This window comes from Burkholderia aenigmatica, from assembly GCF_048627025.1.
In the GTDB taxonomy this organism is placed as follows: domain Bacteria; phylum Pseudomonadota; class Gammaproteobacteria; order Burkholderiales; family Burkholderiaceae; genus Burkholderia; species Burkholderia aenigmatica.
In genome coordinates, this window is sequence record NZ_CP184468.1 from 692,485 (window position 1) to 716,216 (window position 23,732).

Annotated in this window: 23 protein-coding genes; 8 read left to right on the plus strand and 15 right to left on the minus strand. The window is 68.9% G+C overall.

Features of this window, described 5'->3' with window-relative positions:
- Nucleotides 1–55: 55 nt before the first annotated feature.
- Complete coding sequence (locus ACN8ZM_RS03330) at nucleotides 56–1,243, minus strand: UbiH/UbiF/VisC/COQ6 family ubiquinone biosynthesis hydroxylase (RefSeq protein WP_420210547.1); 1,188 nt, start codon at nucleotides 1,241–1,243, stop codon at nucleotides 56–58.
- Nucleotides 1,244–1,283: 40 nt separating this feature from the next.
- The gene (locus tag ACN8ZM_RS03335; RefSeq protein WP_420210548.1) at nucleotides 1,284–2,669 is read right to left on the minus strand and encodes an aminopeptidase P N-terminal domain-containing protein; all 1,386 of its coding nucleotides are present in this window, start codon (nucleotides 2,667–2,669) and stop codon (nucleotides 1,284–1,286) included.
- A gap of 185 nt (nucleotides 2,670–2,854) precedes the next feature.
- Between ACN8ZM_RS03335 and ACN8ZM_RS03340 the strand changes: the two genes are divergently transcribed.
- On the plus strand, nucleotides 2,855–3,466 hold the full coding sequence (locus tag ACN8ZM_RS03340; RefSeq protein ID WP_420210973.1) for a glutathione S-transferase family protein: 612 nt from the start codon (nucleotides 2,855–2,857) through the stop codon (nucleotides 3,464–3,466).
- Nucleotides 3,467–3,560: 94 nt separating this feature from the next.
- Here the strand turns inward: ACN8ZM_RS03340 and ACN8ZM_RS03345 are convergent, their stop codons facing one another.
- Together ACN8ZM_RS03345 and ACN8ZM_RS03350 are read right to left on the minus strand one after the other, a co-directional pair.
- Entirely contained in the window at nucleotides 3,561–5,180 is a 1,620-nt protein-coding gene (locus ACN8ZM_RS03345) for an FMN-binding glutamate synthase family protein (protein WP_205824151.1), read from the minus strand.
- A gap of 190 nt (nucleotides 5,181–5,370) precedes the next feature.
- Nucleotides 5,371–6,141: an NAD(P)H-dependent oxidoreductase gene (locus ACN8ZM_RS03350; RefSeq protein ID WP_420210549.1), complete on the minus strand. Its 771-nt coding sequence runs from the start codon at nucleotides 6,139–6,141 to the stop codon at nucleotides 5,371–5,373.
- A 74-nt stretch (nucleotides 6,142–6,215) separates the two neighbouring features.
- Between ACN8ZM_RS03350 and ACN8ZM_RS03355 the strand changes: the two genes are divergently transcribed.
- Nucleotides 6,216–6,590 (plus strand): winged helix-turn-helix transcriptional regulator, encoded by a 375-nt coding sequence (locus ACN8ZM_RS03355; RefSeq protein WP_043191186.1) that lies wholly within the window; start codon nucleotides 6,216–6,218, stop codon nucleotides 6,588–6,590.
- Nucleotides 6,591–6,644: 54 nt separating this feature from the next.
- Here the strand turns inward: ACN8ZM_RS03355 and mnmA are convergent, their stop codons facing one another.
- A complete protein-coding gene (mnmA, locus tag ACN8ZM_RS03360; protein ID WP_043191184.1) occupies nucleotides 6,645–7,793 on the minus strand; it encodes a tRNA 2-thiouridine(34) synthase MnmA in 1,149 nt (382 codons plus the stop codon).
- Nucleotides 7,790–8,299: an NUDIX hydrolase gene (locus tag ACN8ZM_RS03365; protein WP_043191182.1), complete on the minus strand. Its 510-nt coding sequence runs from the start codon at nucleotides 8,297–8,299 to the stop codon at nucleotides 7,790–7,792. The genes mnmA and ACN8ZM_RS03365 overlap by 4 nt, the downstream gene beginning before the upstream one ends.
- A gap of 276 nt (nucleotides 8,300–8,575) precedes the next feature.
- Between ACN8ZM_RS03365 and ACN8ZM_RS03370 the strand changes: the two genes are divergently transcribed.
- The 3 genes from ACN8ZM_RS03370 to ACN8ZM_RS03380 are packed head-to-tail and all read left to right on the plus strand — an operon-like array spanning nucleotide 8,576 to nucleotide 11,511.
- A complete protein-coding gene (locus tag ACN8ZM_RS03370) occupies nucleotides 8,576–9,715 on the plus strand; it encodes a Re/Si-specific NAD(P)(+) transhydrogenase subunit alpha (RefSeq protein ID WP_175021617.1) in 1,140 nt (379 codons plus the stop codon).
- An 18-nt stretch (nucleotides 9,716–9,733) separates the two neighbouring features.
- The gene (locus ACN8ZM_RS03375; protein WP_043191178.1) at nucleotides 9,734–10,060 is read left to right on the plus strand and encodes an NAD(P) transhydrogenase subunit alpha; all 327 of its coding nucleotides are present in this window, start codon (nucleotides 9,734–9,736) and stop codon (nucleotides 10,058–10,060) included.
- The gene (locus tag ACN8ZM_RS03380) at nucleotides 10,057–11,511 is read left to right on the plus strand and encodes an NAD(P)(+) transhydrogenase (Re/Si-specific) subunit beta (RefSeq protein WP_420210550.1); all 1,455 of its coding nucleotides are present in this window, start codon (nucleotides 10,057–10,059) and stop codon (nucleotides 11,509–11,511) included. Before ACN8ZM_RS03375 ends, ACN8ZM_RS03380 begins: the two co-directional genes overlap by 4 nt.
- A 95-nt stretch (nucleotides 11,512–11,606) precedes the next feature.
- On the opposite strand, the gene ACN8ZM_RS03385 is transcribed toward ACN8ZM_RS03380, so the two are convergent.
- Entirely contained in the window at nucleotides 11,607–12,527 is a 921-nt protein-coding gene (locus ACN8ZM_RS03385) for a LysR family transcriptional regulator (RefSeq protein ID WP_043191173.1), read from the minus strand.
- An 80-nt stretch (nucleotides 12,528–12,607) separates the two neighbouring features.
- Here ACN8ZM_RS03385 and ACN8ZM_RS03390 point away from each other — a divergent pair, with 80 nt between their 5' ends.
- On the plus strand, nucleotides 12,608–13,531 hold the full coding sequence (locus tag ACN8ZM_RS03390; protein WP_047851605.1) for a carbon-nitrogen hydrolase family protein: 924 nt from the start codon (nucleotides 12,608–12,610) through the stop codon (nucleotides 13,529–13,531).
- A 90-nt stretch (nucleotides 13,532–13,621) separates the two neighbouring features.
- Here the strand turns inward: ACN8ZM_RS03390 and ACN8ZM_RS03395 are convergent, their stop codons facing one another.
- Together ACN8ZM_RS03395 and ACN8ZM_RS03400 are read right to left on the minus strand one after the other, a co-directional pair.
- Nucleotides 13,622–14,308: a helix-turn-helix transcriptional regulator gene (locus ACN8ZM_RS03395; RefSeq protein WP_043191167.1), complete on the minus strand. Its 687-nt coding sequence runs from the start codon at nucleotides 14,306–14,308 to the stop codon at nucleotides 13,622–13,624.
- A gap of 73 nt (nucleotides 14,309–14,381) precedes the next feature.
- Nucleotides 14,382–14,786, minus strand: coding sequence for a VOC family protein (locus tag ACN8ZM_RS03400; protein ID WP_043191164.1), 405 nt, complete (start codon nucleotides 14,784–14,786; stop codon nucleotides 14,382–14,384).
- A 169-nt stretch (nucleotides 14,787–14,955) separates the two neighbouring features.
- On the opposite strand from ACN8ZM_RS03400, the gene ACN8ZM_RS03405 reads away from it, so the two are divergent.
- Together ACN8ZM_RS03405 and ACN8ZM_RS03410 are read left to right on the plus strand one after the other, a co-directional pair.
- Complete coding sequence (locus tag ACN8ZM_RS03405) at nucleotides 14,956–15,288, plus strand: ArsR/SmtB family transcription factor (protein ID WP_043191161.1); 333 nt, start codon at nucleotides 14,956–14,958, stop codon at nucleotides 15,286–15,288.
- Complete coding sequence (locus tag ACN8ZM_RS03410) at nucleotides 15,281–15,745, plus strand: SRPBCC family protein (RefSeq protein ID WP_043191158.1); 465 nt, start codon at nucleotides 15,281–15,283, stop codon at nucleotides 15,743–15,745. The genes ACN8ZM_RS03405 and ACN8ZM_RS03410 overlap by 8 nt, the downstream gene beginning before the upstream one ends.
- Before the next feature lie 96 nt (nucleotides 15,746–15,841).
- Here ACN8ZM_RS03410 and ACN8ZM_RS03415 read toward each other — a convergent pair whose 3' ends face one another.
- From ACN8ZM_RS03415 to ACN8ZM_RS03440, 6 genes are all read right to left on the minus strand, one after another.
- Entirely contained in the window at nucleotides 15,842–17,143 is a 1,302-nt protein-coding gene (locus ACN8ZM_RS03415) for a THUMP domain-containing class I SAM-dependent RNA methyltransferase (protein ID WP_089449922.1), read from the minus strand.
- 165 nt (nucleotides 17,144–17,308) lie between these two features.
- Entirely contained in the window at nucleotides 17,309–19,423 is a 2,115-nt protein-coding gene (locus ACN8ZM_RS03420; RefSeq protein WP_043191154.1) for a site-specific recombinase, read from the minus strand.
- A gap of 450 nt (nucleotides 19,424–19,873) precedes the next feature.
- Nucleotides 19,874–20,599 carry a PqiC family protein gene (locus ACN8ZM_RS03425; protein WP_420210551.1) on the minus strand — a complete coding sequence of 242 codons (726 nt, stop codon included), beginning with the start codon at nucleotides 20,597–20,599 and terminating at the stop codon, nucleotides 19,874–19,876.
- Nucleotides 20,596–22,215, minus strand: a complete 1,620-nt coding sequence (locus tag ACN8ZM_RS03430) for an intermembrane transport protein PqiB (protein WP_043191148.1) — start codon at nucleotides 22,213–22,215, stop codon at nucleotides 20,596–20,598. The genes ACN8ZM_RS03425 and ACN8ZM_RS03430 overlap by 4 nt, the downstream gene beginning before the upstream one ends.
- Nucleotides 22,208–22,837, minus strand: coding sequence for a paraquat-inducible protein A (locus ACN8ZM_RS03435; RefSeq protein WP_043191145.1), 630 nt, complete (start codon nucleotides 22,835–22,837; stop codon nucleotides 22,208–22,210). The genes ACN8ZM_RS03430 and ACN8ZM_RS03435 overlap by 8 nt, the downstream gene beginning before the upstream one ends.
- Complete coding sequence (locus ACN8ZM_RS03440; protein ID WP_043191143.1) at nucleotides 22,834–23,499, minus strand: paraquat-inducible protein A; 666 nt, start codon at nucleotides 23,497–23,499, stop codon at nucleotides 22,834–22,836. Before ACN8ZM_RS03440 ends, ACN8ZM_RS03435 begins: the two co-directional genes overlap by 4 nt.
- Nucleotides 23,500–23,732: the final 233 nt, after the last annotated feature.

Sequence of the window (23,732 nt, forward strand, 5' to 3'; positions counted from 1 at the left end):
CCCATGTCCCGCCGATTTGACCCGGTTTGAGTGGCGCGACTGTGCACGCCGCGCGTCAGTTGCGCTGGCCGAACATCATCTGGCGCGCGATCAGCTTCTTGAGCGGCGGCACGAACTCGAGCGCGGTGAGCGCGGCACCGCGCAGCAGCGGGAGCGGGCCCGCGTCGATCGTGAACAGGCGCGCCAGCGTGTCGGTCGCGCCGATCGTGAAACGCCGGTCGAGTGCGCGGCGCGCATTGAAGGTGGCGAGCGCGGTCGCTTCGAAGCCTTGCGCGGACAGCGTGTCGACGAGCGTATGCGCATCGCGCAGCCCGAGGTTGAGCCCCTGGCCCGCGACGGGGTGCAGGGTTTGCGCGGCATTGCCGACGATCGCGACACGGCCGGTGACGAGCGTTTGCGCAGCGTTCAGGCCGAGCGGGAACGATGCGCGGCCCGCGATCGCGACGAACTCGCCCATGCGTTCGCCGAACGCGCCGCCGAGTTCGCGCAGGAACGCGTCGTCGGGCAGCGCGGCGCGGCGCGCCGCTTCGTCGGGCGTGCAGCACCAGACGAGCGCGTACTCGGCCTGGCGTGGCCCGCCGAGCGGCAGCAGCGCGAGCGGGCCTTCGTGCGTGAAGCGTTCCCATGCGACGTTCGGGCGCGGCGCCGAGACCGTGACCGTGCCGACGAGCGCGGTCTGCCCGTAGTCGCGGCGATGCTTGGTCGTATCGGCCTGCTGTTCGTGGAACAGCCCGCCTTCGGCATTGATGACGACGCGCGCGCGCAGCGTGCGCTCGCCTTGCGGGCCGTCGAGCGTCAGCGTGACGCCGTCGGCGTCCTGCTGCGGCGCGCGCGCGGTGGTCGACGTGAGCCAGTCGACGCGCGTGCCGCGTACGGCGCCCGCGAGCGCCTGCATGAGCGAGCCGTAGCGCACGACATAGCCGAGCGCGGCGACGTCGTGCTCGTCGCGGTCGATCAGCGTGCGGCCGAAATGGCCGCGCTGCGACACGTGGATATGTTCGATCGGCGTCGCGTCGGCGGGCCATGCGAGCGTGTCGAGCAGCACGCGGCTGCCGTGCGACACGGCGATCGCGCGCGGATCGCTCGCGCTCGCGGCCGGTTCGCGCGCATCGATCAGCACGATCGATGCGTGCTGCGTGGCGCTGCGGCGCGCGAGCCAGCCGGCGAGCGCGAGCCCGACGGGGCCCGCGCCGACGATGGCGAGGTCGTAGTCCGGCGTGGCCGGGGAGGAAGCGGTCGTCATCTTGATTCGTGAAACGGAAGTAACGGTCGGCGGCAGCCGGTCATGCGCCCGCGCGCATCAGCGCTTCGATTTCATCCGCCGCGACGGGCACGCCGCGCGTGATCAGCTCGCAGCCGTGCTCGCGCACGATGGCGTCGTCCTCGATGCGGATGCCGATGTTCCAGTACTCGGGCGGCACGTCGTCGTCGGCGCGCACGTACAGGCCGGGTTCGACCGTCAGCGTCATGCCGGCCTTCAGCGTGCGCCACGGCAGCGCGCCGTTGCCGTCGCGCTCGGCGAGCCGCTCGCGGTAGTCGCCGCAATCGTGCACGTCCATGCCGATCCAGTGGCCGGTGCGATGCATGTAGAAGCGCGTGTACGCACGCTCGGCGATCACGTCGTCGACGTTCGAGAAGCGCGCTTTCGGGATGATGCCGGTGTCGAGCAGCCCCTGCGCGAGCACGCGCACGGCCGCGTCGTGCGGCGCCTCGAACGGCACGCCGGCGCGCGTCGCATCGATCGCCGCCTGCTGCGCGGCGAGCACGATGTCGTACAGCGTGCGCTGCGCGGGCGAGAAGCGCCCGTTGGCCGGGAACGTGCGCGTGATGTCCGACGCGTAGCCGTCGAGTTCGCACGCGGCGTCGATCAGGATCAGGTCGCCGTCTTTCGCGGCTGCGTTGCCGGCCGGGTAGTGCAGCACGCACGCGTTCGCGCCGGCTGCGACGATCGAGCCGTACGCGGGCGACTGCGCACCGTGCTTGCGGAACACGTACAGCAGCTCGGCTTCGAGTTCGTATTCGCGGATGCCGGGCCGGCACGCCTGCATCGCGCGGCGGTGCGCGAGCGCGGAGATGTGCGCGGCGCGCATCATGATCGCGAGCTCGTGCTCGTCCTTCACGAGCCGCATGTCGTCGAGCAGCGGCGTGAGGTCGAGCATCGCGTCCGGCGCGGCGACGCCCGTGCGCGCCCGCGCGCGCACCGCGTCGACCCAGCCTGCGAGCTGGCGGTCGAAGTCGGCGGATGCGCCGAACCGGTAGTGCACGGTGCCCGAGTCGGCGAGCAGGCGCGGCATCTCGGTGTCGATCACGTCGACCGCGAACGCTGCGTCGAAGCCGAACGCGTCGCGCGCGGCTTCGGGCCCGTAATGGAAGCCTTCCCAGATCTCGCGATCGGCATTCTTGCCGCGGCAGAACAGGATCGACTCCGGCGTGCCGTGCGGCGCGGCCGCGTTCAGCACGAGCACGGCATCCGGCTCGCTGAAGCCCGTCAGGTAATGGAAGTAGCTGTCGAACCGGTACGGATAGTCCGTATCGCGGTTGCGCGGCACTTCGGGCGCGGTGGGGACGATGGCGACGCCGCCGCCGGCGGCACGCAGTGCGGCAAGCACGCGTTCACGGCGCTGGCGGTAGACGTCGACGGCGATGGCGGTATCGAGGGGCGCGTTCATTCGTGCGATTGTAGCGCCGCGGGACGCCGCGCGTGAAAGAGGGGCGGGAAGCCCGCCGGAAAGCCCGCGTGGCGGTTGTTGCAAACCATCCACAGGCCGGCCGGGCGATTTTCTATCGCGCAACGCTGGCCGGTTATGATCGACGACAACGTATACTCCCGGCGGTTCCCAAAAAAAGGCAGATGATGAAATTAATCGGTTCGCTCAGCAGCCCGTACGTCCGCAAGGCGCGGATCGTGCTGGCTGAAAAGAAGATCGACTACAAGCTGGAGCTCGAGAACGTGTGGGCGCCGGAGACGGATATTCATGCATCGAATCCGCTCGGCAAGGTCCCGTGCCTCGTGATGGAGGATGGTGCCGCGGTGTTCGATTCCCGCGTGATCTGCGAATACGTCGATACGCTGTCGCCGGTCGGCAAGCTGATTCCGCCGTCGGGCCGCGAGCGCGTCGAGGTGCGCTGCTGGGAAGCGCTGGGCGACGGCGTGATCGACGCGTCGGTCTCGATTCGTATCGAACATACGATGCGCGACGAGGCGCAGCGCAGCGCGAGCTGGATCGCGCGCCAGCAACGCAAGATCGACGACGGTCTCGTCGCGATGTCGCAGGGGCTCGGCGGCAAGACGTGGTGCGTCGGTAATCATTACACGCTCGCCGATATCGCACTCGGCTGCGCGCTCGGCTATCTCGACTTCCGGATGCCCGAGCTCAACTGGCGCGATCGCCACCCGAACCTCGACAAGCACTTCGTGAAGCTGCTGCAACGACCTTCGTTCGCCGACACGCTGCCGCAGAACTAAGCCGCATTCACGGATTCGGCAGACGAAAGAAAAGCGCCCCGCGGGGCGCTTTTCTTTTTGCCGGGCCGCCCCGCGGCGGGGGCGGTCGCCCGCGTCATTCGATCGACGCGTACACGGCTTCGCCGAGCGTGAACGAATCGCTGCGCGAGATCGGCCACCACTTGTCGTACAGCGTAAAGCCGCAGGTGTTGCCGTCGAGCAGCGAGCCGGGTTTCAGGTACTTCAGCAGTTGCGACATCAGCCGGACCTCGTGCGGCGCGATGCGCTGCACGATGTGATGCGCGCGCAGCTCCGACGGATGCGCGAGGCCGGCCGCCTGCACGAGTTCCTGCAGCGCGTGCAGCGTATTGCGGTGGAAGTTGTACACGCGGTCGGCCTTGTCCGGCACGACGAGCGCGCGCTGGCGCACCGGGTCCTGCGTCGCGACGCCGGTCGGGCAACGGCCCGTGTGGCAGGTCTGCGCCTGGATGCAGCCGACCGCGAACATGAAGCCGCGCGCCGAGTTCACCCAGTCCGCACCGATCGCGAGCGTGCGCGCGACGTCGAACGCGGTGATGATCTTGCCGCTCGCGCCGAGCTTCACGCGGTCGCGCACGCCGATCCCGACGAGCGTGTTGTGGACCAGCAGCAGCCCTTCCTGCAGCGGCACGCCGACGTGGTCGGTGAATTCGAGCGGCGCCGCGCCGGTGCCGCCTTCCGCGCCGTCGACGACGATGAAGTCCGGCACGATGCCGGTCTCGAGCATCGCCTTCGCGATCCCGAAGAATTCCCACGGGTGGCCGACGCACAGCTTGAAGCCGGTCGGCTTGCCGCCCGACAGCGTGCGCAGCCGCTCGACGAATTCGAGCAGCCCGCGCGGCGTCGAGAACTCCGAGTGCGTCGCGGGCGAGATGCAGTCCTTGCCCATCGGCACGCCGCGCGTCTCGGCGATCTCGGGCGTGATCTTCGCGGCCGGCAGCACGCCGCCGTGGCCCGGTTTCGCGCCCTGCGACAGCTTCACCTCGATCATCTTGACCTGCGGATCGGCGGCTTGCTTCGCGAACTTGTCCGGGTTGAAGGTGCCGTCGTCGTTGCGGCAGCCGAAGTAGCCGGACGCGATTTCCCAGATGATGTCGCCGCCGTTTTCGCGGTGGTACTTCGACAGCGAGCCTTCGCCCGTGTCGTGCGCGAAGCCGCCTTTCTTCGCGCCGAGGTTCAGCGAGCGGATCGCGTTCGCGGACAGCGAGCCGAAGCTCATCGCCGAGATGTTGAAGATCGAAATGTCGTACGGTTGCGCGCGATTCGCGCCGACGCGGACGCGGAAATCATGGTTCGGCAGCTTGGTCGGCGCGAGCGAATGGCTGATCCATTCGTGCGCGACGGCCTTGACGTTCAGTTCGGTGCCGTACGGGCGATTGTCGGCGACGTTCTTCGCGCGCTGGTAGACGAGGCTGCGCTGCGCACGCGAGAACGGCTTCTCGTCGGTGTCGTCCTCGACGAAGTACTGGCGGATTTCAGGTCGGATGAATTCGAACAGGAAGCGGAAGTGGCCCCAGAGCGGGTAGTTGCGCAGGATGGCGTGGCGGTCCTGCTTCAGGTCGTACAGGCCGAGCGCGACGAGGGCGGCCGGGATCACGAGCCACAGCCACGCGATCGTGTGCCGGGCGGCGAGCGCCGCGACGGCCACGAACAGCAGGACCGCGCACCACATCGCGATATAGCGTCGGGAAAACATGGGGACTCCATCGTAATTGTCTGGATCGCCGTCACGTCGCCAGGATCGCGCGACGGCCGGCAGGTCGGCGCCCGAGGCATCGCGCGGGCCCGGCGGGCATGCTGCCCGTGCCGTACCCGCCGCCGCCGGCGCCCACGATGGTCGAGAGTCTACTACGGGTGTCGTGAAGCCCGCGTTGCCAAGACGGGGCCTAGCTGCCCGCGCCGGTCGGGCGGATGAACGGGCTGTACGCCGGGCTGCCGGGCTTCAGCCTGGCGTCGTCGTCGAAGTCTTCGTCGCGATTGAACGGCACCCGCGGCCACGCATGCCAGTCGCGCAGCCGCGCGCGGTAGCCGGCGAGACTGTGCGCGAGGTGCGCGTCCTGCCGCTGAGCGGCGTCGCCCGCGAGGCCGCCGCGGACGTCGTGGATCAGGTGCGGTTCGAGCACGTCGAAGCCGACGTAGCGCAGCGCGTACATGATCGGCCACAGCAGCAGGCTGGTGTCGCCTTCGCGGCCGTCGGGCGCGCAGGCGGCCGACGACGAGCCGGTCGTGACGCTCAGCAGTGCGCGCCGCCCATGCAGCACGCCGCGATCGTGGCGCTGCCGGCTGCTGTAGAGGCCGCCGTAGACGAACACGCGATCCATCCAGCCTTTCAGGATCGCGGGCGCGCCGAACCACCACAGCGGGAACTGCAGGATCAGCGCGTCGGCCTGCCTCAGCAGGTCGACCTGATGCGCGATCTCGGGCGCGAGCGTGCCGCGTTCCCAGTGATGGCGCTGCTCGCGCTGCGTGTCGAAGCGCGCGGTGTCGAGCCGGTCCGCGTAATGGCGCGGTGCTTCGCACGGGTCGAACGCGTCGGCGTACAGGTCCGCGATCGTCGCGGTATGGCCGCCCGCGCGCCACGCGTCGGCCGCCGCGCCGGCGAGGGTGGCGTTGAACGACTGCGGTTCGGGATGGGCGACGACGATCAGCGCATGCATGGCGGGCTCCGGGAGTGTGCGACGATGATGGCCGGCGGCGACGGGGCCGCGCAATCACGCACCCGGAGGTAACCATGGCATTTCCCGGCGACGTCTATGCGGCGGACTGCTCGGCGCGCGACGCGCTGGCGCTGATCGCCGGCAAGTGGTCGCTGCTGATCCTGCCCGCGCTGGCCGAGCGGCCGCTGCGCAACGGCGAGCTGCTGCGGCGTATCGGCGGGATTTCCCAGAAGGTGCTGACGCAGACGCTGCGCGAGCTGGAGCGCAACGGGCTGATCGAACGCATCGCGGTGGCCGCGCGGCGCGCACACGTCGAATACCGGTTGACGGCAGTGGCGGGGTCGCTCGTGGAGACACTTGTGGCGCTCGACCGCTGGGCCGAGCGCCATTTTCCCGAGCTGGACGCGGCGCGCGAGCGCTACGACGCGTCGGTGCGGAACATGCGGTGAGCGGCGCGGCCGCTTCCGGCCGGCGGCCGCTTGCGCGGCGCCGGCGGCGGCGCGTCAGCGGGCGAGCGCGAGGGCGGGCGCCTCGTTTGCCTGCGTGTTGCCGGACAGCGCGGATTCGATGATCCCGCCGCCGAGGCAGATTTCACCGTCGTACAGCACGGCCGACTGGCCGGGCGTGACGGCCCACTGCGCGTCGTCGAACGCGAGCGAGAAGCGCGCTTCGCCTGCCGGGCCGGGCGTGGCGGCACCGAATGCGCACGCCGCGTCGGCCTGCCGGTAGCGCGTCTTCGCGCCGCACGCGAAGCCGTCGGCCGGCGGCTCGCCGGCGACCCAGCTCACGTTGCCGGCGACGAGCTGGTGCGCCAGCAGCCACGGATGATCGTGCCCCTGCACGACGTACAGCGTGTTCGACGCGATGTCCTTCGCGGCGACGAACCACGGGTCGCCGTTGCCGGTCTTGCTGCCGCCGAGGCCGATGCCCTTGCGCTGGCCGAACGTGTAGAACGCGAGGCCGATGTGCTCGCCGACGACCTTGCCGTCCGGCGTCTTCATCGGGCCGGGTTTCGTCGGCAGATAGCGGTTCAGGAAATCGCGGAACGGCCGTTCGCCGATGAAGCAGATGCCCGTCGAATCCTTCTTCTTCGCGTTCGGCAGCCCGATCTGCGCGGCGATCTCGCGCACCTTCGTCTTCGGGATCTCGCCGAGCGGGAACATCGTCTTCGACAGTTGCGCCTGGTTCAGCCGGTGCAGGAAGTACGACTGGTCTTTCGTATGATCGAAAGCCTTCAGCAGTTCGAACCGCCCGTCGCGCTCGCGCACGCGCGCATAGTGGCCGGTCGCGATCATTTCCGCGTCGAGCGACATCGCGTGATCGAGGAACGCCTTGAACTTGATCTCGGCGTTGCACAGCACGTCGGGGTTCGGCGTGCGGCCGGCCGAGTATTCGCGCAGGAACTCGGCGAACACGCGGTCCTTGTATTCGGCCGCGAAGTTGACCGCTTCCACGTCGATGCCGATCAGGTCGGCCACCGACACGACGTCGATCCAGTCCTGGCGCGTCGAGCAGTATTCGCCGTCGTCGTCGTCTTCCCAGTTCTTCATGAACAGGCCGACCACGTCGTAACCCTGTTCCTTCAGCAGCCACGCGGTCACCGACGAATCGACGCCGCCCGACATGCCCACTACTACACGGCGCTTGCTCATTTGTTGACCGCCTGACGTTCGAATGCCTCGGGGCGCGGCGCGACCGAATGCGTGTGCACGAAATCGAGCGGAATGCGCCGCCCGGCGAGGTAATCGTCGACGCAGCGCATCACCGCGGGCGAGCGATGGCGCTCGCTGCACGCGCGCAGTTCGTCGGCGGTCATCCACAGCGTGCGGACGATGCCGTCGTCGAGCGCGTGGCCCGCGATCGGCTCGCCGGCCGCGCCGCAGAACGTGAAGCGCAGATAGGTTGCGCCGGCGGTGCCGGGACGGTCGTAGTGCGCGAGATAGACGCCGACGAGCGCGTCGGGCGTGAACGGGTGCGCGGTTTCCTCGAGCGTCTCTCGGATCACGGCGTCGGCCAGCGTTTCGCCGGCTTCGAGATGGCCTGCCGGCTGGTTGATGCGCAGGCCCGACGAGGTTTCTTCCTCGATCATGAGAAAACGGCCGGCGTGCTCGACGAGCGCCGCGACCGTCACATGCGGGGTCCAGATTTCGGGTTTCATGGTTCGGCATTTTACCGGTTGCGCCCGAACGCTGCCGGTCGCTGCGCTAAACGAATCCGACCCTCTCAATTCATCTGTCCCGCCGATGCGCGGCGACGCCGGCCCGGGCTGGCGCCGCCTCTCGCACGATCGTGGCGCCTGCTGGTACGGCCATCGCTTTCGCCTAAAGTGAAGAGTGAGTGTCGTCGCTCGTGAGCCGGTCGTCAGCCTGCCCGGCTCGTTGTGCAGTAAAGATCGCAACAAACGAAATACTGACAATGACTGGAGGGACCGACGATGCATATTGGCGTGCCTGCCGAAACGCGGGCGAACGAGGCGCGTGTGGCTGCGACGCCGGAAACCGTGAAGAAATACGCGGCGGCCGGGCATCGCGTCAGTCTCGCGAAAGGGGCCGGCATTGCCGCGAGTTATCCCGACGCAGCCTATGCGGCCGCTGGTGCCGAGCTGACCGGCCAGTCGGCAGCTTTCGATGTCGACATCGTGCTGAAGGTCCAGGCGCCGACCGACGCCGAACTGCCGCTGCTCAAGCGCGGCGCCGTGCTGGTCGGCATGCTTGAGCCGTTCAACGGCGAGCAGGCGGCGAAGCTCGCCGCGGCCGGCGTGACGGGCTTCGCGCTCGAAGCCGCGCCGCGCACGACGCGTGCGCAGAGTCTCGACGTGCTGTCGTCGCAGGCGAACATCGCGGGCTACAAGGCCGTGCTGGTGGCCGCGGCGCTGTATCCGCGCTTCTTTCCGATGCTGATGACGGCCGCGGGTACCGTGAAAGCCGCGCGCGTGCTGATTCTCGGCGCGGGCGTCGCGGGCCTGCAGGCGATCGCGACCGCGAAGCGCCTCGGCGCGGTGATCGAGGCGTCCGACGTGCGGCCGGCCGTGAAGGAGCAGATCGAGTCGCTCGGCGCGAAATTCCTCGACGTCCCGTACGAAACCGACGAAGAGCGCGATGCGGCGCAGGGCGTGGGCGGCTATGCGCGCCCGATGCCGCCGTCGTGGCTCGGCCGCCAGGCCGCGCTCGTGCACGAGCGCGCGAAGCAGGCCGACATCGTGATCACCACCGCGCTGATTCCCGGGCGCCCGGCGCCGACGTTGATCTCGGTCGAAACCGTGCAGTCGATGAAGCCGGGCTCGGTGCTCGTCGATCTCGCGGCCGGCCGTGGCCCCGAATTCGACGGGCGCAAGAGCGGCAACTGCCCGCTGACGGTCGCCGACCAGGTGATCGTGCACGACGGCGTGACGATCGCCGGCTACACGAATCTCGCGTCGATGCTCGCAGCGGACGCGTCGGCGCTGTATGCGCGCAACCTGCTCGACTTCATGAAGCTGATCGTCACGAAGGAAGGCACGCTCAACATCGACCTGACCGACGACATCGTCGCCGCGACGCTGTTGTGCCGCGATGGCGAAGTCGCGCGCAAGTAACCGGGGGAGGAGGTGACCATGGAAGTCATCAATCACACGGTGATCAACGTGATCATCTTCGTGCTGGCGGTGTACGTCGGCTACCACGTGGTGTGGAACGTCACGCCGGCGCTGCATACGCCGCTAATGGCCGTGACCAACGCGATTTCGGCGATCGTGATCGTCGGCGCGATGCTGGCGGCGGCGCTCACCGTCGGCGCAACCGGCAAGGTGTTCGGCACGCTCGCGGTCGCGCTCGCGGCCGTCAACGTGTTCGGCGGCTTCCTCGTGACGCGGCGCATGCTCGAGATGTTCCGCAAGAAGGCGCCGAAGCAGGCCGAAGGCGGCAAGGAGGGCGCGCGATGAGCATGAACGTCGTCACGCTGCTGTACCTCGTCGCGTCGGTGTGCTTCATCCAGGCGCTGAAAGGCCTGTCGAACCCGAAGAGCGCGCGGCGCGGCAACCTGTTCGGGATGGCCGGGATGGCCATCGCGATCCTCACGACGATCGCGCTGATCGTCAAGCAGGCCGCGTGGCTCGGCGCAAACCTGCCGCTCGGCATCGCGCTGGTGCTCGGCGCGCTGATCGTCGGCGGCGGCGTGGGGGCGTTCGTCGCCGCGCGCGTCGAGATGACGAAGATGCCGGAACTCGTCGCGGCGATGCACTCGCTGATCGGGCTCGCGGCCGTGTGCATTGCGTACGCGGTGGTGTCGGAGCCGGAAGCGTTCGGGCTCGTGCCGCAGGACGCGGTGTCGTCGAACTTCATCCCGTACGGCAATCGCGTCGAGCTGTTCATCGGCACGTTCGTCGGCGCGATCACGTTCTCCGGCTCGGTGATCGCGTTCGGCAAGCTGTCGGGCAAGTACACGTTCCGGCTGTTCCAGGGCGCGCCGGTCGTGTATGCGGGCCAGCACCTGCTCAACCTGATGCTCGCTCTGGCGATGCTCGGCTTCGGGATCCTGTTCTTCATCACGCAGTCGTGGCTGCCGTTCATCATCATGACGGCGATCGCGTTCGCGCTTGGCGTGCTGATCATCATCCCGATCGGCGGCGCGGACATGCCGGTGGTCGTGTCGATGCTGAACTCGTACTCCGGATGGGCGGCGGCCGGCATCGGCTTCTCGCTGAACAACGCGATGCTGATCATCGCAGGCTCCCTCGTGGGCTCGTCGGGCGCGATCCTGTCGTACATCATGTGTCACGCGATGAACCGCTCGTTCTTCAACGTGATCCTCGGCGGTTTCGGCGGCGAGGCAGGGGCCGGTGGTGCGGCGGGTGCGAAGGAGCAGCGGCCGGTGAAGTCGGGCTCGGCCGAAGACGCATCGTTCATGCTCGGCAACGCGGAAACGGTCGTGATCGTGCCGGGCTACGGGCTGGCCGTGGCCCGTGCGCAGCACGCGCTGAAGGAACTGACCGACAAGCTGGTCGAGAAGGGCATCGACGTGAAGTACGCGATCCATCCGGTCGCGGGGCGGATGCCGGGGCACATGAACGTGTTGCTCGCGGAAGCGGAGGTGCCGTACGAGATCGTGCACGAGATGGAGGACATCAACGGCGAATTCGGCCAGGTCGACGTCGTGCTCGTGCTCGGCGCGAACGACGTGGTGAACCCGGCCGCGAAGAACGATCCGCAATCGCCGATCGCGGGGATGCCGATCATCGAGGCGTACAAGGCGCGCACGGTGATCGTCAACAAGCGCTCGATGGCGGCCGGCTACGCGGGCCTCGACAACGACCTGTTCTACATGGACAAGACGATGATGGTGTTCGGCGATGCGAAGAAGGTCATCGAGGACATGGTGAAGGCGGTCGACTAGCGCACGCGCCGGCAACGCGGCTGCCTGCTTCGATTCACGGGCAGCGTGACCGGACATTGGACAGGCCCGACCGGCGCAAGCCGGCCGGGCCTTGTTCATGGCGCGACGAGGTTCGCGACGCACGCGGCGATCGTGTCGCGTACGCGCACGATCGCCGGGTCGCGCTGCGTGCTCGTGCGCCAGCCGATTTCCACCGGGTAGTGCGGCAAGTCGACCGGGCATGCGAGCGCGCGCAGCGGTGTCGATTGCGCGATCGCGCGCGCCGCGTGCGCGGGGATCGTCGCCACTGCGTCGGAGCCGGCGAGCAGGTACGGCAACGCGGCGAAATGCGTGGTCGACGCCGCGACGCGCCGCTTGTGGCCGAGCGTGGCCAGCGCCTCGTCGACGATCCCGATCACGCCGCCCGACGACACGAGCAGGTGATCGCGCCGCAGGAAATCGGCGAGCGTCAGCGTGCGCGGCGGCCGCTCGCGGGCGGCCGGGTCGATCAGGCACGCATAGCCGCCCGTCGCGACCGCGCGCCGGCTGAGCCCGTTCGCCGAGAAGCCGCCCGACGCGATCGCGAGGTCGACGCCGTGCCGCAGCAGCGCGTCGCCGGCGATCCCGCTGTGCGTCTGCCGGAAGATCAGCCGGATGCCGGCGGCTTCCCGCGCGACGGCGTCGATCAGTGCGCGGCCGAGCGCGATCTCGAAGTCGTCCGACAGCCCGATCGAGATCGTGCGGCCGATGCGGTCGCCGCCGTCGGCCGCGATCGCGAGGCTTTCGCGGCAGCGGTCGAGCGCGTCGGACAGGATTGGCTTCAGTTCGTCCGCGCGCGGCGTCGGCGCGAGGCCTCGGCCGGTGCGCACGAACAGCGGATCGGCATAGATCACGCGCAGCCGCGCCAGCGCCGCGCTCACCGCCGACTGCGTGAGGCCGAGCCGCAGCGCCGCGCGGCTCGCGCCACCTTCCTCGTACAGCGCCTCGAACACTTTCAGCAGGTTCAGGTCGAGACTGGCGATATCATCCGCATTCATGACACTTATCGTTCTATCGATTTGATCGATGACATCATATCGATAAAGATGGCGTTACCCCATTCACCGGAGACGCCTTCATGTCCACGTCAGTCATCGCCGCGCTGCAGATCGGCGCATCGCCCGCCGGCACGCGCGCCACGCTCGATACGATCCTCGGCTACGAAACCGCGATCCGCGACAGCGGCGCGTCGCTCGTCGTACTGCCCGAGGCCGTGCTCGGCGGCTATCCGAAAGGCGAGATCTTCGGCACGCGGCTCGGTTACCGGCTGCCCGAAGGCCGCGACGCGTATGCGCGCTATGCCGCGCAGGCGATCGACGTGCCGGGGCCTGAAACCGACGAGCTGGCCGCGCTGTCGCAGCGCACCGGTGCGAGCCTCGTGGTCGGCGTGATCGAGCGCGGCGGCAGCACGCTGTACTGCACGGCGCTGTTCTTCGACCCGCGCGACGGGCTCGTCGCGAAGCACCGCAAGCTGATGCCGACCGGCACCGAACGGCTGATCTGGGGGCAGGGCGACGGCTCGACCTTGCCCGTCGTCGAGACGGCCGCGGGCCGCGCGGGCGCCGCGATCTGCTGGGAGAACCACATGCCGCTCCTGCGCTGCGCGATGTACGCGAAGGGCGTGCAGATCTGGTGCGCACCGACCGTCGATGAGCGCGATGTCTGGCAGAGCTCGATGCGGCATATCGCGCACGAAGGGCGCTGCTTCGTCGTCAGTGCGTGCCAGGTGCAGCCGTCGCCGCGCGCGCTCGGGATCGACGTGCCGGGCTGGGACCCGGAGCGGCCGTTGATCCGCGGCGGCAGCGTGATCGTCGGGCCGCTCGGCGACCTGCTGACGGAGCCGCTGATCGGCGAAGCCGGGCTCGTGACCGCGCGTATCGATACCGACGAACTCGTGCGGGCGCGCTACGACTTCGACGTGGTCGGGCATTACGCGCGGCCCGACGTGTTTTCGCTGCACGTCGACGAGCGGCCGAAGCGGACGGTGGTGTTCGGCGGGTAGGGAAGGAGGCGGGCCGGGCAACGCGTGGCGGTGTGGAACATGAACGGCGGCGGCGCGCCCGCCGTCGTGCCGCGTCAGCACATCAGCACATCAGCGCATCGGCGCTTCCGCGATCCGCATGTAGTCGGCGATCCGCCGCCCTTCCATGTCAGGAAACTGCTCGTGCACGGTGATGTCGCCCATCCGCGCGATGTCGAAGGTGCGGAAATCGTCGCGGAGCTCGCACCACGCGCCGATCGTCCAGCGCCCGCCCCAGTAGACGAGCCCGAGCGGCCACACGCGGCGTTGCGAATGCGCGCCGAGCCGGTCGCGGTAGCCGAAGCTGACCACATGGCGCGTGTCGATGGCCTGGTGGATCGCATCGACCTTCGCGCAAAACGTCTCGTCGATGTGGAACGACGGCGCGAACACGGGCAGGCGGTCGAGCGTCGTGCGCTTGTCGGCCGGCATGGCCGACGCGATCTTCGCGAGCGCCGAGCGCGCGCCGCTCGCGAAGCGCGCACCGCCCCAGGTTTCGAGCATGCGTGCGCCGGTGGCGAGCGCCGCGAGTTCCTCGGCCGTGAACGTGAGCGGCGGCAGGCTCGCGTTGCGGTTCAGCCGGTAGCCGATGCCGGCTTCGCCTTCGATCGGCACGCCTGACAGTTGCAGGTCGCGCACGTCGCGATAGACCGTGCGCGGCGACACCGACAGCCAGTCGGCCAACTGCTGCGCGGTCGTGAGGCGACGCCCGCGCAACAGCTCGGCGATCTGGAACAGGCGGTCGGCACGGCGCGTCATGACGGCACCTCGACTCCAACGGCGGTGGGGACTTCGCGATGATAGCGCCGCGCGAGCCCGATGGCCGGTGCGCTCAGTGGCATTTCGGCGCGTGCAGGCCGACGCGGTTGCCTTCCGTGTCGATCAGGTAGCCGACGTAGCCGTAGTTGTTCGGCAGCTCGACGACCGAGCCCTGCACGACGCCGCCCGCGCGCTTCGCGCGTTCGAGCGCCGCGACGACCGATTCGCCGGCGTTCAGGTAGACGAGTACGCCGTTCGCGCTCGGCTTCATCTGCTGCGGATCGAACACGATGCTGCCGCCCGTGCTCGATGCCTCGTGATCGAACGTGGCCATCGGCACGCCGCCGATGACTTCGCGCTGCAGCGTCGTTTGCAGCACGGTTTCGTAAAAGCGGATCGCCCGGTCGAAATCGAGGGACGGAATATCGAACCACGCGATCGCGCGCTCCAGGGTGGCGGTGGCAGTTGCGGACGTCATGACGTGCTCCTTGTTGCGTGGTTGTTCGGGTTCGGTGTGGAAACCGGCGATGCATTGCGCCGGGATTGCAGTGTGATCGCGCCCTGCTGACACCGTCTTGTCAGTAGAGTTGTCACCCTTGACATGCAACCGTTTGGTTGCATAATAGGCGCATTGACCCGGGAGCGGCATGGATCTCGTTTTCAAGGCGCTGGCCGATGCCACGCGCCGCCAGTTGCTCGACCTGCTGCATGCGAAAAACGGACAGACCCTGTCCGAGCTGTGCGACGGGCTCGCGATGAGCCGGCAGGCCGTGAGCAAGCATCTCGCGCTGCTCGAGGCCGCGAATCTCGTCGCGACCACGTGGCGCGGCAGGGAGAAGCTGCATTACCTGAATCCGGTGCCGATCCACGACATCGCGGAACGCTGGATCGGCAAGTTCGAGCGTCAGCGCCTGCAGGCGCTGGCGGATCTCAAGCGCGGGCTGGAAGCGGCCGGCGATTCTGGAGGCAACGATGAGTAATCCCGCCTTTGTGTACGTGACGTTCATTGCGTCGACGCCCGAGCGCGTGTTCGATGCACTGACCAACGCCGAGCTGACGAAGGACTACTGGGTGCGGCATCGCAACGCGTCGCCCGACTGGCGGCCGGGCTCGCGCTGGGAACATCAGGACTACGACGATCCGTCGCGGGTCGACATCGTCGGCGAAGTGGTCGAGAACGATCCGCCGCGCCGGCTGGTCGTCACGTGGCGCGCGCCGTCGGGGGAGAGCGGGGAATCGCGCGTGACCTACGTCGTCGAGCCACACGAGGGCGTCGTGAAGCTGACCGTCACGCACGACGGGCTGGTGCCGGGCTCGGAGATGGATCGCGGGATTCGCGGCGGGTGGCCGGTCGTGCTGTCGAGCCTCAAGACGCTGCTCGAGACGGGGCAAGCGCTGCCGTTCACGATGGGGCGCTGGGAGCATTCGAAGCACTGAAACGAAACGCCGCCGTTGCCGCGGGTGCGGTAACGGCGGCGTTCCGGTTGCCGCGATGAGGCCGCGCGAGCGGCCCCATCGCGACCATGATGCGGATTACGCGTCGCCTTCCGGCGTGGCCGGGCGCGCCTTCACGCTGCCGGCGATCAGGTCGAAGCGGAACAGCCGGCATTCGAGCGCGCCGTTGAACAGCGGCGTCTTCGCCGATTCGCGCAGCCGCAGCTGGCCCGGCAGCGAACGGTCGGACGTCAGCAGGAACGCCTGCCAGCCCGTGAAGCGCTGCTTCAGCGCATCGCCGAGCGCGTTGAAGAACTCGCTGTCCGGCGCATCGGTGTGGGTGCGGCGGAATGCGTCGTCGTTGCCGCGATTGCGGCCCGTCTCGCGTACCTCGCCGCGCGCGCTGCGGCCACGCACCTCGATCCGCTCGCCGTACGGCGGGTTCGCGAGGATGATGCCGGGGCCGTCGCACGGCGGCGTCATCCCGCGCGCGTCGACCTGCTTGAGCCACACCGACGGCACGCCCGCGCGCTCGAGGTTCGCGCGCGCCTTCTCGAGCATGTCGCCGGAGATGTCGCTGCCGTACACGCCAAGCGCTTCGCTGCGTTTGCCGCGCGCCGCGCGCTTCGCGTCCAGTGCCGGGACCTTTAGCCCTTGCCACGCGGTGATGTCGTACTGCTTGAGTTTCTCGAAGCCGAACCGGCGCTCGACGCCGGGCGCCACGCCGAGTGCGATCTGCGCGGCTTCCGCGAGGAACGTGCCGCTACCGCACATCGGGTCGTACAGTGCCGTGCCGGGCGTCCAGCCCGTCAGGCGCAGGATGCCGGCCGCGAGGTTCTCGCGCAGCGGCGCCGCACCCTTGTCGAGACGCCAGCCGCGCTTGAACAGCGGCTCGCCCGACGTGTCGAGGTACAGCGTGCACTCGCCCGCGGTCAGGAAGGCAAACACGCGCACGTCCGGCGCACCCGTGTCGATGCTCGGGCGCGCGCCGGTCTTGTCGCGCATCCGGTCGCAGATCGCGTCCTTCACGCGCAAGGTCGCGAATTCGAGGCTCTTCAGCGGCGACTTGATCGCCGTGATGTCGACGCGCAGCGTCTGCGTCGCCGCGAACCAGCGCTCCCACGGTTGCTCGAGCGCGAGCGCGTAGACGTCCTGCTCGTTGCGGTATGCGCGGTGCGCAATCTTCAGCAGAACCCGGCTCGCGATCCGCGAATGGAGGTTCGCGGCCATGCCGGCGGCCCAGCCGCCGCTGAAGTGGACGCCGCCCGGCACCTGCGCGCCCGCGGTGAACGGCGCGCCGTTCAGGTGGCGGCCGGCGATTTCGGCCAGCTCGGCGGCAAGCGCCGCTTCGAGGCCGCGCGGGCAGGGGGCGAAGAATTCGTACAGGGTGGGCGAGGACATAAGGCGGGTGAGGACGTGCAAAAGTCCACTATTGTACGCGGCGCGGGCGGCCGGGGCCGGCGTTGTGTCGCGTTTCGGTGCTGCGGCGCGGGCCCGGCGCCGCGCGAGCGCGCCCGGAGGCCGGCGCGGCGGTACCCGGGCGGGCACTGCCATCGCGCCGCGGGCTCAGTGCGAGCCAGGCTGGCCGGCGCGCGCGGCCGGGCTGTTGCCCGGCCAGAACAGCGCGAGCGGATTCGACAGCACCGTGCGGATGATCGCGGCGACGAGCGCGCGCACCTTGGTTCGGCGCAGGCTGCGCGAGCGCACGGCCATCGTGAACGCGAGCGCGAAGCTCACGAGCACGTTGAGGATCGCCATGCTGAGCACGCCGGCGCCGGCCCACCACAGCTCGGGCGTGCCGAGCGCGTCCTTGCCCAGCACGCCGAGCGCGATCCCGATCGAACCGGCCGACAGCGTCACGTGGCGCACCTCGAACGGGAACATGAATACGGTGACGATCGCCGGAATCAGGCCGAGCATCAGGCCGAGGCCGACGTTCGCGACCACGCCGGCCACGTTCGACCGGCAGAAGTGCGCGAGCTTCGCCGCGCCGGCCGCGCCGAGCGTGATGCGCAGCCGGCGGTTGTACGTGAGCGCGTCGCCGACCCGGTGCAGCACGAACCAGTTGTCGGCCCAGCCCGCGAGCAGGCTCGACGCCCACAGCAGCACGCCCGTCAGCGCCGCGTAGAGCGGCGTCGGGCCGAGCAGCGAGAACGAGCGCAGCGTCGCATGGGCTTTCTCCGGCGAGATCAGGTTCGCGTGCAGCAGGTTGCCCGCGAACAGCTGGACCAGCAGGCACACGGGCAGCACGACGAGCACGTTGCCGGAAATCGCCGCGGCCTGCGTGCGGATCAGCGCGATCACCGATGCCACGAACGCCTTCACGCCTTCCTCGTGGCCGGTGTCGTCGAGCTCGCGCGCGAGCGTCGGCGCGGTCATCGCAGGTTGCTTGGTCGCGAGCGTGAAGTGCAGGAAGTGCATCAGCATGAAGCTGGCCGCGTAGTTGACGCCCGCGAGCAGCCCTTCGAGCATCGACTGCAGGTGCGCGCCCGTGATCGCGAACTTCACGCACACGGTCACGACGGTGACGAGACCGCCGCCCGCGGCCATCCGCAGCATCTTCAGGTACTCGGCGCGGCCGCGCGAGATGTAGTGCTCGCCGGTGTCCGCGTTGGTTTCGACGAGCTTGCGCGCGAACAGCGAGAAGTTGCTGCGCACGAGGTGCGACACGCTCTGGCTGTTGTGGTTCGCGTCGATGAGCTCGGCCGTCAGGTGCGCCATCCCGTGCAGGTCGTCGCGCGCCATCCACGCGTTGAGCAGCATCTCGGCGCGCAGGATGCGCATGCGCATCCGCTCGACCTGGAACACGATGTCGACCGACACGCCGTTGCGGTACAGGTGCGAGAACACCTCGTCGACGGCGATCCGGCATTCGTCGAGCAGCACGCGCAGGTAGTTCACCTCGTGCAGCAGCTTGCTCGGGTCGCCGCCGTCCTCGACGGCCGCGTGCGCGGTCTCGACCGCGAGCATCGCGCGCGTGAGGCGGTAGAACGGCTGCGTTTCGAGCGGCTTGCGCGCATCGTCGTCGGAGAGCCGGCTGCGCACCGTCTGCGACAGGCCGGTCGAACTGATCTGGCAGGTGAGGTTGTGCAGCGCGGCCAGCAGGTCGCGCGAGAACGAACCCGGCTCGTGGCGCTCCTCGTCGGTGATGTCGAACGAGATCAGTTCGGCGAGGCGGGCGAGCAGATCGTCGGGCAGCGCGTCGATCCATTGCGCGTCTTCCGGCGTCGGGAACATCAGCGTGAACAGCGCCGACAGCTCGCGGCGGTTCGGCGCGGGCGGGATCAGCGACGAGTCGATCCGCTCGAACAGCGCGCCGAAGAAGCCCGAGTGCACGGGCATGCCGGCGTCGCACAGAAGCGAGATGCCGTCGCACTCGCGCAGGATGCCGCGCAGGATGCGCGCGGCGTGCGTTTTCCACGCGGGATTGCGATCGAGCACGTGGAACAGGTAGCGCAGCCGCGCATGGGCCGGATACGCGCGCGCATCGGCGGCGCGATCGGCCGGCGCGTCCTGCATCGTGCCGGTGCGGCGCAGCCAGTGCGCGAGCTCGATCAGCCATTCGCTGCGCTCGGCGTACGACGCATCGGCGTCGGCGTGCGCGAGCAGCGCATCGAGCTGGTGACCGGCATTGCGCGACGCGCGCCACTTCTTGATCAGGGTCGTCAGGGAACGAAACATAAACGGAATAGCGAAAGCCCTCGGCGGGCGGGTTCGGGATGCCGGCCGGGGAAACGGCGCGGCGCCGGGGAGAACGGGTGAGACGGGGCCGGTTGCCGGGCGATGCGCGGCGACCCGCGATGCGGCTGCCCCGCTGCGGTGCACGCCGAACGCGTGCGGGCGCCGGGAGGCACGGCGGTCGGGCCGAACGCGGCCCGGCGCCGCTGGCTGGCGCGCACGACGAGCGGCGCGAGCCGGAAAGTGCGTAGGATCGTCAATCGGACCGGAAAACGCAAGCCGACCGTATGGTATGACGCCGGTTCCGGCCGACTTTGACAAACAATGCAAAGTCGCCGTTCGGCGCGATCCGCGTGATGTGACGCAGGCGGCGGCCGGCGCGCGCTACCGGACGTACCGGGCCGGACGAAGCCGACCAACGCTGCTTCCGACGCTCGCCTGCGCGCCGAACGCTTACGTGCCGGACTTGCCCGTCGCGCCGGCGTCGCCGCCCGGCGTCGGGTTGGCCGGACACGGCACGACCGGCGCGGCGGCCGTCTTGCCGCCGGCCGCGGGCGCCGTCGCAGCCGGCACGCTGCGGCGCGCGGCCATCGCGCGCACGCCGGCCGCGGCTTGCGCGGCAATCACGTCGAGCGCGCGCCGGTGGCCGGCGACGAGCGCGTCGTAGCCGTCGGCCACCGGTTCCGCGACGCTCGTGCGGCAGGTCATCACGGCCTGCGTGGCGAGCGAGCGCACGCTCCACACGGCGTCGACCGCCGCGCGCTTGCCGGGCCACGATTCGAAGCGCTGCACGTTCACGCTGACGCGATACACGGGCACGCCGGGCGGGTGGGCGGAATTCGCGACGTCGATCGTGCCGAGCTGCGCGGCGAGATCGTCCGACAGCGCACGGCGGATCTCGTCGGCGGGCGGCGACGCCCAGCGTTCCTGCTCGAGCACGTCGACCTGCGCGGCGTTCTTCTGCACGACCAGCTGGTTTTTCGCGATCTGCTCGGGCACGCCGACGGACGGTACTTCGATCAGGAACGCCGGGTTGGCCGGCGCGGTGCGCAGCGGCGCTGCCGCGTCGGCGGGGCTGAGCGTGTAGAACCGCGCGGGCGGCGAGCTGCACGCGGCGAGCGCGAGGGCGGCGACAGCCGCCGCCGCGCCGCTCGCGAAACCGTTCACGCGTGTCGTCATTGTTGATCTCCTGGCTTGCCCTTGAGCAGCGATTCGGGATGGCGCTCCAGATAGTCGGAGAGCGCGTTCAGCGACTGCAGCGTGCGCGTGAGTTCCTTCAGCGCGCCGCGCACGTCGGTCTGCAGCGGCGAATCCTGCTGCAGCGTCGCTTCGGCGGTCGAGAAGGTCTGCTTCGCGGCCGACAGCGTGTCGCGCGCTTCCGGCGCGACCTGCGTGTCGAGCTGCTTGAACAGCTTGTCGGCGTTCGACAGCGCGCTGTTCAGGTTCGCGCCGATCTGGTCGAACGGCACCTTGTCGAGCTTCTTCGCGATGTCGGCGACCTGCAGCTGCAGCTCGTCGAGCGTGTTCGGCACGGTCGGCAGCTCGAGCGGCTGGCGGGCCGTGTCGATCTGCGCGGCCGGCGCCTTCGGGAAGAAGTCGAGCGCGACGTACAGCTGGCTCGTCAGCAGGTTGCCGGTGCGCAGCTGGCCGCGCAGCCCGTGCCGGACGAGCCGCTCGACGATCTCGCGACGAGCCGGTTCGCCCTTGCTCTCTATCGTCTCGCGGAAGCGGCGGCCGAGGCGCTCCGGATAGATGTTCATCGTCACCGGCATCAGGAAGTTCTTCGTCTTCGGATCGAAGTCGATGCCGATATTGGTGACTTCGCCCAGCACGATGCCGCGGAAGTCGACCGGCGCGCCGACGCCGAGCCCGCGCAGCGACTGGTTGAAGTTCATCACGACCTGCAGCGGCTGGCCGTCCGGATCGCGCATCGCGTCGGCTTCGTCGGAGCCGAGCCGGAAGGTCGAGTTGTTCGCCGCGGTCGTGCCGGAGCCCTGGTTCGGCGGCGTCTGGAACGCGATGCCGCCGAGGATTACGGTGGCGAGCGACTGCGTGTTCAGCTTCAGGCCGCTCGAATCGAGCCGCAGGTCGACGCCGCTTGCCTGCCACCAGCGCGAGTTCACGCCGACGTACTGGTTGTACGGCGCGTTGACGAACACGTGGAACGTCACGCCCGTGCCGTCCTTGTCGAGCGAGAAGCCGACCACCTGGCCGACCTGCACGCGCCGGTAGTAGACCGGCGAACCGATGTCGACCGAGCCCAGCGAATCGCCGCGCAGCACGTATTGCGTGCCCTTCTGGTCGCCGGTGACGGCCGGCGGCGTTTCGAGACCCGTGAAGTCGCTCTGGGTATCCTGCGAGCGCCCGGCGTCGACGCCGATGTATGCACCGGACAGCAGCGTGCCGAGCCCCGACACGCCGGTCGCGCCGATGCGCGGCCGCACGATCCAGAAGCGCGAGTCCTTGACCGCGAAATCCTCGGCTTCCTTCTTCAGCTGCACCTGGACGAGCACGCGCGACAGGTCTTTCGACAGCTTGATCGTCTTGACCATGCCGATCTCGACGTCCTTGTACTTGACCTGGGTCTTGCCGGGCTCGAGCCCTTCGGCGCTGTGGAAGCTGATCGTGATTTCCGGGCCGCGCTCGCGCACGGACTTGATCACGAGGCCGATGCCGATCAGCGCGGCGATCAGCGGCACGAGCCAGACGAGCGACGGCAGCCAGCCGCTTTTCGTCGAGATCGTCGGATCGGGCGGCCGGGGCGCGTCGTGCTGCGGGCCTTGTGGACTATTCATGGTGATTCCCTGAGGTTTCGACTGGATCCCAGATCAGACGGGGATCGAACTGCATCGACGCGAGCATCGTCAGGATCACGACGGAACCGAACGCGAGCGCGCCGGGGCCGGCCGTGATGATGGCGAGCGAACGAAAATGGACGAGCGCGACGGTCAGCGTCACGACGAAGATGTCGAGCATCGACCAGCGGCCGATGCGCTCGACGATCCGGAACAGGCGCGTGCGCTGCAGCGGCCGCCAGGCGGTGCGACGCTGCGCGCTGATCACGAGGATCAGCAGCACGCCGAGCTTGAGCATCGGCACGAGGATGCTCGCGACGAACACGACGACGGCGAGCGGCCAGTCGCCCGAGATCCAGAAATAGATGACGCCGCTCATGATCGTGTCTTCCTGCGAGCCGACGATCGACGCCGTGCGCATGATCGGCAGCAGGTTCGCGGGAATGTACAGGATCGCGGCCGCGAGCAGCAGCGCCCACGTGCGCATCAGGCTGTTCGGCGTGCGGAAATGGAGCGCGCTGCCGCAGCGTGCGCAGTGTGCGTGCGGATGGTCGAGCGTCTGCACGAGGCCGCACACGTGGCAGCTGGCGTAGCCCTCGCGGGCGGCGGTCGGGATCGTCATCGGCGGGCGGCTTCCGGCAGCGGGGCGGCATCGTCGGGCTGCCCGGGCGCGCGCCCGGCACGCAGGTCGTCGGCGATGTCCCACAGCGTGCGCGGATCGAACATCAGCACGACGGCGATCATCAGCGTGAGCGCGGCGAACGCGAACAGCGCGGCTTCGGGAACGACTCTTGCGAGACTCACCATCTTCACGATCGTGACGAGGATCCCGAGCATGAACACCTCGATCATCCCCCACGGCCGCACGAGCTCGATCGCGCGCAGCACCAGGTTGAAACCGGGCGGCACGACGCCGCGGCGGATCGGCAGCAGCAGGTACAGCAGCGCGGCCATCTCGACGAGCGGGAACAGCACGGTCGAGCAGAACACCATCACGCCGACGATCGCCATGTCCTGGTGCCACAGCGAATCGATCGCGCCGATCAGCGTGGTCTGCACGCGATTGCCGTTCACGTCCATTTCGAGGATCGGGAACGCCTGCGCGATCGTGAACGTGATCAGCGCCGCGAGCGCGAGCGCGCAGATCCGCTCGATCTGCGCGGCGCTGTTGCGATAGAGCAGTGCATCGCAGCGCGGACAGCGCGCGGATTCACGTCCGCTCAGGCGCGGTTTGTGCAACAGTGCGTCGCACTCATGACAGGCAATCAGGTCGTTTCGTTGCATGGAAAAGGCAGTTGTGCGACGGCTGGGGAGACGCGTCGACGGGGCCGGAACCCGCGCCAATCTTACCAAAAGGCCTTTTTCGGTGTGTCAACGATCGTGTGTTCGGTGACTGATCGGTAACATGACAGGAAACCGTCAGCCGGCTGGCGCGCCTGTCTTCAGAGTCCGCGCGCGTCAAAAGGTTGCGGTAGCATGGCGCCCTTGACAAGCGTCGGACCAATTGCCGGCGCGGC